Origin of the sequence: Burkholderia sp. (genome assembly GCF_018375725.1) — a bacterium.
Lineage (GTDB): Bacteria > Pseudomonadota > Gammaproteobacteria > Burkholderiales > Burkholderiaceae > Burkholderia.
This window is the reverse complement of sequence record NZ_JAHACR010000160.1, coordinates 1-9,352: the sequence shown is the minus strand read 5'-3', so window position 1 is coordinate 9,352 and position 9,352 is coordinate 1. Positions and strand designations below refer to the sequence as shown.

Here is a 9,352-nt window from a genome sequence, read left to right as displayed (position 1 = left end):
GAGGGTGATCTTGCCGCTTTTCGGCTGAATTGCGATTGCCTCGACGGCCTTGCGCAATTCGGCTGAACTGGCACTCACCACATCCACATCGGTTTTTTTGGCGCGCTTCGTGGCCATGCGTCGGGTCGGAGGGAAAGTTTCCGGAAGGATAGCGCTTGTGGTGATGCGCGTCCAGAACGACATGCTCACCGTATGCCGGTGAAGCCGGTTTACGGCACCGCACTCACCCCAGACACTCCCGGAAAGGCTCACCAGTCCGGAATCGCCGCGCATTGTACTCACCTTTACGCGTCGCGGGACAGGCGGGATCGGCCCGTTTTCGGCGATGCACAGTCGGTGCGTCTTCGCTTCCCGTATCGGCTCACCTGTGACAGGTGTCGCAAATTTGCTACGTGCGTTTCGTGAGGCACGAACACACGATCGCCGCACCTCATCCGCCGCTCCGCGCGCGAAACGCATCGCCTGTATGCATGTACAGGCACGGCTGGCCGCCCAGTGCACGCATTGCGCGAAACGCGGGATAACGTGCCGCGCAAATGCCGCCACAGCCTCTGCACGGCACAGTATTTGCACGCGCCGACACCACGCCGGTAAGCGGTTTCGCAGGCAGGGCGCGCATTGTACAGCGCGCAGTCGGCACAGTCTCCCGAAAAACCTCACCTTTGTTGCCGGGTTCAGGGAAATGCAAATGCCGACAGAAGCCCGGCCCACACGGGACTGGCAATCCGAGCCTCCCGTAAACACTCACCTTGCCTTGAAAGTCACGCAAAACACGTCGACGACGAGTATCCCGAAAAGCCTCACCGTCGCCCCCGAAATTTCAAAAAACTCAATGTCCTCCGATACTTAAGTGCGAATTCCACAGAAGCTCACTCCCGTTGCATGCTCCCGAATATCCTCACCTTTTGCAGGATCCTATTCGTCCGACAATCGCCAGATCGATCCCGAAAAGCTTCACCTTTGCCGAAAATTTGTCCAGGAAAATGGCCTCACCATGTAGCTCTGACGGGCTTTCCAAGGTAAGTGGACACCCACTATTCCCGAAAAGCCTCACCTGTGAGCATTTTGCAGGCAAAATCCGTTCCCGAAAAACCTCACCTTTCAGCTGTGCAGCACCATCACAGCCAGGATCCCGAAAAATCTCACCTCACACCGATCAGAGCAGGAAAACCCTGATTCCCCTCCTGAAAAAGCTCACCTTTGCACAGTCGAAAGCGCTGAAAGGGCGTTTTCCTGTGCAAAACAGCGTCCGGCTCCCGGAAATCCTCACACCAAATCTGCCCGAAGTCCCGTGAAATCTCACCTTTCGCCAAATCTGCTTAAAAGAAGGGCAGAATCGACAGAAAACACAGGTCCCGAAAAGCCTCACCTGTGCAAACACAGGACGCAAACCGGGATATCAGGCACAGCAGGGATCTCGTGGCAACACAGCCCTGCAAACGCTCACCTGTGAAAAATCCTGTGATTCACTGTGATCCCGAATCCGCTCACGACCTTTCCCGGAACGGCTCACGCAGTTCCCCGAACCCCATCACGTCGGCTCCCGAAGGTTGTCACCTTGATTCCCGTAAAACTTCACCTTCTCGGCCGGAAACCCTTGCTACATAAGGCTGTGCCGTGGCGTTAACGTTTTTAACTAAGGGTTCAAAGGTGTTTACTTCTAATACTCTCAAGACAGACCCCGACGAGTTTTCCACAGACCCTCCAACCCACACCGATCTCCATGTGAAACAACCGTAGTTTTTTGAAGAGCCAAGAAAACCATAGAGATACAAGCACTTAGCGCATTTTCTTCGCTTTGTTTCACGCAATCGGGCCACAGGATCGGTGTTCAACGCCCACAGCACGGCTTCCTGTGCACTTCGACGTAAATCAGCCACACTGACGTCAAATCAGTATCAGACAATACGTAATTCGTTATGATTGCAACGTTATATATCTGCGAGACCCGTCATGACCCTCGATGAGATGCGTCAAGTCATCCGAGAAGAGCTTGAATCCTTGCGTAGCGCTGGCGCACGGCGACAGGAACTATCGCTTCATGCCTGCAAGCGGCTGTTTTTCGATCTCGGAATACGCCCCTCCGCCGCCAATGTCCGCGATCTCACTCAGACCGGCAGCGCCAGCGACATTCCGAAAGACATCGATCATTTCTGGGAACGTATCCGGTCAGCGTCGAAAGTGCGGCTGGAGGGCGCTGCAATCCCGAAGGCAGTCGAGGAAAAAGCCGGTGTCCTGCTCGGCGCCCTGTATGAAGAAGCGCTGAGGGTTGCGCGCGACAGTCTCGATGCCGATCGCGACCAGGTCCGTACCGATGCGGCCTATGCCGCACAGCAATTACGCGATGCAACGATCCGTCAGGAAACGCTGGCGTCCTCGCTGGAACGCAGCGAGGATCGGAACGCGCAACTCCAGGCCCGGGTGACGGAACTCGAGGTGCAAATCGCGTCGGCAGCGACGCACGGCTCAGCCAACGAAGCGACGCTGCGCATCACGGTGGAACGTCTGGAAAAGGATCTGGCGGCGGCAACGCATCGCGTCGAGACCGAGCACACGCAAAATGAAGCGCTGCGCGGCAGGATCGACGCGTTGCAAGCCGAGCTGCAGCAGCGCACTGAACATTACGCGCAGCAGATCAAGGATGCCGTGGCGGAAGCCGAACGGCGCGTGAAGCCGATGCTGGTCGAGCTGGACTCACTGCGGAACATGGCATCGACCTACCAGAGCGGCTTGCGCGACGTACAGCGGAAGGAATTCGATTTCCTGCAGCAACTGAGTGCCGCCAAGGCGCGCGCCGATCGTCTCGACGAACAGTTGCGCAGCCAGAGCGACGAACTGGAGGCAGCGACGCGTGAAGTGAATACGTTGCGCCGGAATCGCAACATGACCCCGGAGGTTGCCGCATTGATCCAGCGTCTCGCCGACGCTGGCACGCTCGATGGCAACGCGTTTTCCGTCATCGGAACGGCGATCGATCACCATGTTCCGCTGCCGGCTCAATGCCCGCGCTGCAACGGCGAGCCTGAACTGTCGCATGGCGACGTTGGCTTCGAGGTGTCGTGTCCGGAATGCAACCACGCGTCGGGAACATGGCCTTCCCGCTTTGAGGCGGTCTCACGTTTCCGCCGCAGCTGATCGCGACCGATGCGGCTGTGTGGCTAAAGGTGAGCCTGTTCGGGATATAAAAGGTGAGGGTTTGCGGGAATCAAGAATGGGTGAAGCCGCGCCGCTCAAGGCTGCTCACGTATCCGGAGATCGTGAGCAGCGCACGTTTCATCAGTGAGATTCGTGCCCGGTGACGTGCTCACCTGCGAGCAGTTCATCGTGCCAGGTTTTCCAGGCGCGATGCAGCCGATTTGACGAGATCGGCTGTATGAAGCCGAGCCATTGGCCGACTTGCTCGGGCTGCACGTCGTTCTCGAACAATTCCGCCGCATAGGTATTGCGCAGGGTTTGCGGACTGGCGCGCGCGGTGCGTGAAGCGGCAATGTCAGCGGCTTCGACGATCGCGTCGATGGCACGCAGCATGGTCGCCTTGTGCATCGGTCGTCCGGCATGCGATGCGGGAAATACAAGGTCGCCGGGAATCTCCTGCTGCCTGCGTTCAGCGAGCCATGCGTCGAACAGCGTGATCGCGAACGATGCAAGATGCGTTTCGCGTGTGAAATCGGGATGCGTCGAAGGGATCGTCAACGATGCGCTGCCCGGTCTGACGCAACTCATGGTCAGGACGCGCGCTTCGCCGGTCTTTATGCCTGCGCCGAGGAACGCGGCGACGAGCGCGCGGTCGCGACGCTCTTTCCACTGTGCGCTTCCGGACACGCTGATCGGCGAAAAAAGATAGGTCAGTAATTTTGCGCGCTCGGCCGGTGTCAGAAAACCGGTCGGTTCGTTGTCGCGCGCCTTGCGCCAGTCGGCTTCACCATCCTGAGCGATGAATCGGGCGGGATTGGTCGATGCAAGCTCACTGCGGCGGATATGGTCCAGCACGCGTTCGATCAGTCGCAAATAACGCACGCGCTGCGTTTTCTTGATGGGCAACTCGCCGACGAAGTCGGCGATGGCGGGGGTATCCACCGTGGCGAGGTTCTTGTGACGCGAGCGCAGCCAGGTCAGAAATGCGCCCCATTGTGCGCGATAGACGTCGGCGGATGATTGCCGATAGTCCTGCATGGCAAGCCAGGCGTCGAATGCAGCTTCGGGTGCGGCAATCCAGTCCGATGTACGCCGGTCGAAGAGGTCTTGTGCGTCGGGTTGCGAATGCGTTTCAGGCGGTGTGGGAAGTGACATGCTATTTATTCCGTTAGTTGCGTATATGACAATCGTTCATGCAACTTTGAGGTGAAGCCTGTCCACCGTGCAGCGCGATGGATTCATGTGTTCATGGATGGGATTCGGTCGCCGAATCCGAAGATGGCGACGAGCCGTCGTCCGGCCGGCCGCCGCGCTCTCCAATCGCACCCATGCGCCAGCCATCAGCATGCCGGATGTCATTGGCTCGCGAACCGTCCCTTCAATGAACCGGCCGTGGATGCTCAGCCGCCCCAAGCCCTGGCGGGACGAAAACGTCGGGCCGGCTTCCGCGTGTCGGACTGGTCCGCCGCCGCCTCATATGCGGCAGCGGCGAAGGAGAATACGGCGGGCAACGCGTTGGACTGCCCGAAATCGCTCGGATCGTCCGTCTCCGGAAATGTCATGGCGGCCGGCCGTTCGAACAATTGCCGCATGCCGGCGTCGTGCCGGCTGGCAAAGCCGAGATCCGCCAATGCCTCCGCTTCGATCGCATGCAGCAGGCGCCATGTCAGCGGTACCTGCTGCCGGATGTAGCGCCAGGCAATATGGCGAACTATCTGTTCCAAATCGTGCGCGGCAGCCTTGAAGCTGAGCGCGGCCAAGTCCTGTTCGGTCATCGCAGGCTCCTCAATGTCCGTATACTGTACAAACATACAGTATAGATCGCAACTGTCTGTTCAGACGAATGGACGGCCTGTCAGCGATGAATCACGATCAATAACGCTTTCGCGTCGGCCTTGCCGGGGTTGCGGATCGCATGCGGCGCGTCCGCAGGGTAGCGCGCGGTATCGCCGGCTTTCAGGCGGCGGGTGGCGGCCGCCGCCTCGATTTCCATGGCGCCCTGCAATACCGTGAGGTGCTCGCGCGTGCCGGGTTCGTGCGCATTCGACACCAGCGCACCGCCGCCCGGCAACGTCAGTTCGTACCACTCGAACTTGCCCGCGAGATCGATCGGGCCCCACACCCGCAGCTGGTACCGGCCGTCGTGGCCGGCGAGCGTCGGGATGTCGTGCGGACCGTCGACGCGGATCGCTTCTTGCGCCTGCGGTTGCGAGAACAGTTCGTCGAGCGTGATGCCGAGTGCGTTCGTCAGCCGCCAGGCGACGGCGATCGTCGGGTTCGCCTTGTCGCGTTCGATTTCGGAGAGCATCGATTTCGACACGCCGGCCGCGCGCGACAGGTCGTCGAGCGTCAGCTTGCGTTCGTTGCGCAGACGCTGGATCTGCTCGCCGACGCGCGGCGGCGTCGCGGCAGCCGGCGACGGTGCGGTGCTTGTCGCCGCGCGCCGCGATCCGGTGGAACTTGCCATTTGAATTCCGTTCGCTTAGAGTTGTTCGGTATTTCGAATTTTAGTTCGAAATAACGGAAAAGAGCGGTCGACCGAACGACCGGCTATAACAATAGCAGGCCGTTGCGCCGCCGCCACGAGCGGGGCGCGGCGGGATGCGAATCCTGTCAGGAGTTTTGCGATGCGTGATGCCTTTCTCGCCCAGGTGCGCGGCACACTCGAGCAGATCCGCGCGGACGGTTTCTACAAGACCGAGCGCGAGATCGCGAGTCCGCAAGCGGCGGCCGTGCGGCTTGCCGGTGGCGCCGATGTACTGAATTTCTGTGCGAACAATTATCTCGGCCTGGCGAACGATCCGCGCCTGGTCGAGGCGGCGAAGGCCGGTCTCGACCAGGACGGGTTCGGGATGGCGTCGGTGCGCTTCATCTGCGGTACGCAGACCGTGCACAAGCAGCTGGAAAGCGCGCTCGCCCACTTCCTCGGCACTGAGGACAGCATTCTTTATTCGAGCTGTTTCGACGCGAACGGCGGCCTGTTCGAAACGCTGCTCGACGAAAACGACGCCGTCATCAGCGACGAGCTCAATCATGCGAGCATCATCGACGGCATCCGTCTTTGCAAGGCGAAGCGTTACCGCTACAAGAACAACGATCTCGCCGATCTCGAGGCGAAGCTCAAGGAAGCCGACGCGGCGGGCGTGCGCCATAAGCTGATCGCGACCGACGGTGTGTTTTCGATGGACGGCATCATCGCGGATCTGAAGGGCATCTGCGATCTGGCTGACCGCTACGGCGCCCTCGTGATGGTCGACGATTCGCACGCGGTCGGTTTCATCGGCGCGCACGGCCGCGGTACGCCGGAGCATTGCGGCGTCGAAGGGCGGGTCGACATCATCACCGGCACGCTTGGCAAGGCGCTGGGCGGTGCATCCGGCGGCTACATTGCTGCACGCCGCGAGATCGTCTCGCTGTTGCGTCAGCGCTCGCGTCCGTATCTGTTCTCGAACACGCTGACGCCGAGCATCGCCGCGGCGTCGCTCAAGGTGCTCGAACTGCTCGGCAGCGACGAGGGCGCACGGTTGCGCGAGCGCGTGCGGGACAACGGCGCACGCTTCCGGCAACAAATGACTGAAGCCGGTTTCACGCTCGTGCCCGGCGCGCATCCGATCATCCCGGTGATGCTGGGCGATGCGCAACTCGCGACGAAGATGGCCGATGCGCTGCTCGACGAAGGTGTCTACGTGATCGGTTTCTCGTTTCCGGTCGTGCCGCGCGGCCGTGCACGCATCCGCACGCAGATGAGTGCCGCGCATGCGCCCGAACAGGTCGATCAGGCCGTCGCCGCGTTCGTGCGGGTCGGCAAGTCGCTCGGAATCGTCTGACGGAGGCGCGATCATGAAAGCACTGGCAAAGCTCGAGCGCGCGCCCGGCCTGACGCTCACGCGTGTGAAGCGTCCGGAGGTCGGGCACAACGACGTGCTGATCAAGATCCGTCGCACCGCGATCTGCGGCACCGACATCCATATCTGGAAGTGGGACGATTGGGCGCAGAAGACGATCCCGGTGCCGATGCATGTCGGGCACGAATATGTCGGCGAGATCGTCGAGATGGGACAGGAAGTGCGCGGCTTCTCGATCGGCGACCGCGTATCCGGCGAGGGTCACATTACCTGCGGTTTCTGCCGGAACTGCCGCGCGGGGCGTCGGCATCTGTGCCGCAACACGATCGGCGTCGGCGTGAATCGCGAGGGCGCGTTCGCCGAGTATCTGGCGATTCCCGCATTCAATGCGTTCAAGATTCCGCCGGAGATCTCCGACGATCTCGCGGCGATCTTCGATCCGTTCGGCAATGCGACGCATACGGCGCTGTCATTCAACCTCGTCGGCGAGGACGTGCTGATCACCGGCGCCGGCCCGATCGGCATCATGGCGGTTGCAATCGCGAAGCATGTCGGCGCACGCAACGTCGTCATCACCGACATCAACGATTACCGGCTCGATCTCGCGCGCAAGATGGGCGCGACGCGCGCGGTCAACGTCACGCGTGAATCGCTGCGCGACGTGATGGCCGACCTGCGCATGACCGAGGGCTTCGATGTCGGGCTTGAGATGTCCGGCGTGCCGAGCGCGTTCACCAGCATGCTCGAAGCGATGAACCACGGCGGCAAGGTTGCGTTGCTCGGCATTCCGCCCGCGCAGACGGCGATCGACTGGAACCAGGTGATCTTCAAGGGACTGGAGATCAAGGGGATCTACGGCCGCGAAATGTTCGAGACCTGGTACAAGATGGTCGCGATGCTGCAAAGCGGACTCGACCTGTCGCCGATCATCACGCACCGCTATGCGGCCGACGACTACGAGAAGGGCTTTGACGCGATGCTGTCGGGCGAAAGCGGCAAGGTGATTCTCGACTGGACGGTCTGATGTTTGCCGCGTTGCGCCGTGTCGGCGACAGGGCGCAACGCGGGTCGGCGGTCGACGCCGGTCGTTTGGACTGGAGCGCGCGGCGCTTCACACAGCCGGACGCACTTCTCACATCGCGAGCGTGCGCCAAAGGTGAGAATTAACGGGAGCCGTTTCACCTGCCGCGGCACGCACGCGTTTTTTATTCGCATGTCGAATCGAAGGAAGCGTGAGTGGCCGCGATACGCGAACGATGCGACGAACGCGGGATGCGCGGGTTTGCCGATGCAACGCGCATGAGTGGCAAGCTGCCATGCAGCGCGACTGCTCGGCATGTTCGATGTTTTGCGTGAGTGGTTCGGGCAACCCGATGTTCACGGTTGAGCGTGTCTGAACGTGGCGGGCGAGATCGCCGACGCCGCCGATCCGGTACGATCGTCGACGTAGCAATCAACCCGCGCGTGCGCGTGGCCTGTCCTTGAACTGGAGCGCCAAATGCCTGAAACCGCTGAAGTCCGTCCTCCGCTTCCTCCGTTTTCACTCGAGACCGCACGACAGAAGGTGCGCGCCGCCGAAGACGCATGGAACACCCGCGACCCGCAGCGCGTGTCGCTTGCCTACACGCCGCAAAGTCGCTGGCGCAACCGCGCGGAATTCGTCACCGGGCGCGACGAGATCGTCGGGCTGTTGCAGCGGAAATGGACGCGCGAGCTCGACTACCGGTTGATCAAGGAACTGTGGGCGTTCGGTGAAAACCGCATCGCGGTCCGCTTCGCGTACGAATGGCATGACGATGCGGGCAACTGGTTCCGCTCATATGGCAACGAGAACTGGGCGTTCGATGAAAACGGATTGATGGCCCATCGTCATGCGAGCATCAACGATCTGCCGATCCGCGAGTCGGAGCGGCTGTTCCGCTGGCCGCTCGGCCGCCGGCCGGACGATCATCCGGGGCTGTCCGATCTCGGACTTTAAGCGTGCGGATCGCGGTCGGGAACCGAAACCCTTCATTCGATCCTGTGGTGAGGCAATACGGGATCCGATTCGCTTTCGGTGAGGTTTTTCGGGAGCGCAAGAAAGTCCGGTCGAGATTGCCGGAGCATCGACGCTCGATGCCCCGTCGATCGTCGTGGACAGCCGCGACAATGGCCCGGTTCCGTCACGCCGTGCACGGCGCGGCCGCGTCGATGCGGCCCCGCCGTGCACTTGCCGTCGAGCGCCGTTTCAGTGGTTTCCGGGCACGCGGATGCGGCCGACGTCAGGCCAGCAGACGTGCGGCAATCGCCTCGCCGACCGCCTGCGTGCTCGCGCTTCCGCCGAGGTCACGCGTGTGTGGCCCCGAACGCAGCACATCCTCGATGGCCGAGAG

Annotated in this window: 7 protein-coding genes and 2 pseudogenes; 5 read left to right on the top strand and 4 right to left on the bottom strand. The window is 61.3% G+C overall.

Features of this window, described 5'->3' with window-relative positions:
* Window positions 1-183 (bottom strand): annotated as a pseudogene (locus KH616_RS16235) (replication initiation protein); the annotation flags it as partial.
* Window positions 184-1,953: 1,770 nt separating this feature from the next.
* Here KH616_RS16235 and KH616_RS16230 point away from each other — a divergent pair.
* Complete coding sequence (locus KH616_RS16230; RefSeq protein ID WP_292248082.1) at window positions 1,954-3,135, top strand: DNA-binding protein; 1,182 nt, start codon at window positions 1,954-1,956, stop codon at window positions 3,133-3,135.
* A gap of 141 nt (window positions 3,136-3,276) precedes the next feature.
* On the opposite strand, the gene KH616_RS16225 is transcribed toward KH616_RS16230, so the two are convergent.
* The 3 genes from KH616_RS16225 to KH616_RS16215 form a co-directional block, all read right to left on the bottom strand.
* Window positions 3,277-4,290 carry a tyrosine-type recombinase/integrase gene (locus KH616_RS16225; protein WP_292248080.1) on the bottom strand — a complete coding sequence of 338 codons (1,014 nt, stop codon included), beginning with the start codon at window positions 4,288-4,290 and terminating at the stop codon, window positions 3,277-3,279.
* Between the two features lie 245 nt (window positions 4,291-4,535).
* Window positions 4,536-4,910 carry a DUF2471 family protein gene (locus KH616_RS16220; RefSeq protein ID WP_292248078.1) on the bottom strand — a complete coding sequence of 125 codons (375 nt, stop codon included), beginning with the start codon at window positions 4,908-4,910 and terminating at the stop codon, window positions 4,536-4,538.
* An 80-nt stretch (window positions 4,911-4,990) separates the two neighbouring features.
* Window positions 4,991-5,602: an XRE family transcriptional regulator gene (locus tag KH616_RS16215; protein WP_292248076.1), complete on the bottom strand. Its 612-nt coding sequence runs from the start codon at window positions 5,600-5,602 to the stop codon at window positions 4,991-4,993.
* 160 nt (window positions 5,603-5,762) lie between these two features.
* Between KH616_RS16215 and KH616_RS16210 the strand changes: the two genes are divergently transcribed.
* The 4 genes and pseudogenes from KH616_RS16210 to KH616_RS16195 all read left to right on the top strand — a co-directional run bounded on the left by KH616_RS16210 (window position 5,763) and on the right by KH616_RS16195 (window position 8,958).
* Window positions 5,763-6,962 carry a glycine C-acetyltransferase gene (locus KH616_RS16210; protein ID WP_292248074.1) on the top strand — a complete coding sequence of 400 codons (1,200 nt, stop codon included), beginning with the start codon at window positions 5,763-5,765 and terminating at the stop codon, window positions 6,960-6,962.
* A gap of 13 nt (window positions 6,963-6,975) precedes the next feature.
* A complete protein-coding gene (tdh, locus tag KH616_RS16205) occupies window positions 6,976-8,004 on the top strand; it encodes an L-threonine 3-dehydrogenase (RefSeq protein ID WP_292248072.1) in 1,029 nt (342 codons plus the stop codon).
* Window positions 8,005-8,177: 173 nt separating this feature from the next.
* Window positions 8,178-8,364, top strand: a pseudogene (locus KH616_RS16200) (TetR family transcriptional regulator); the annotation flags it as partial.
* A 114-nt stretch (window positions 8,365-8,478) separates the two neighbouring features.
* A complete protein-coding gene (locus tag KH616_RS16195; protein ID WP_292248070.1) occupies window positions 8,479-8,958 on the top strand; it encodes a nuclear transport factor 2 family protein in 480 nt (159 codons plus the stop codon).
* Window positions 8,959-9,352 lie beyond the last annotated feature (394 nt).

Excerpts from the sequence above, each read along its gene's own strand:
- KH616_RS16230 (WP_292248082.1), top strand. The coding sequence starts at position 1,954 with ATGACCCTCGATGAGATGCGTCAAGTCATCCGAGAAGAGCTTGAATCC.
- KH616_RS16225 (WP_292248080.1), bottom strand. The coding sequence starts at position 4,290 with ATGTCACTTCCCACACCGCCTGAAACGCATTCGCAACCCGACGCACAA.
- KH616_RS16220 (WP_292248078.1), bottom strand. The coding sequence starts at position 4,910 with ATGACCGAACAGGACTTGGCCGCGCTCAGCTTCAAGGCTGCCGCGCAC.
- KH616_RS16215 (WP_292248076.1), bottom strand. The coding sequence starts at position 5,602 with ATGGCAAGTTCCACCGGATCGCGGCGCGCGGCGACAAGCACCGCACCG.
- KH616_RS16210 (WP_292248074.1), top strand. The coding sequence starts at position 5,763 with ATGCGTGATGCCTTTCTCGCCCAGGTGCGCGGCACACTCGAGCAGATC.
- tdh (WP_292248072.1), top strand. The coding sequence starts at position 6,976 with ATGAAAGCACTGGCAAAGCTCGAGCGCGCGCCCGGCCTGACGCTCACG.
- KH616_RS16195 (WP_292248070.1), top strand. The coding sequence starts at position 8,479 with ATGCCTGAAACCGCTGAAGTCCGTCCTCCGCTTCCTCCGTTTTCACTC.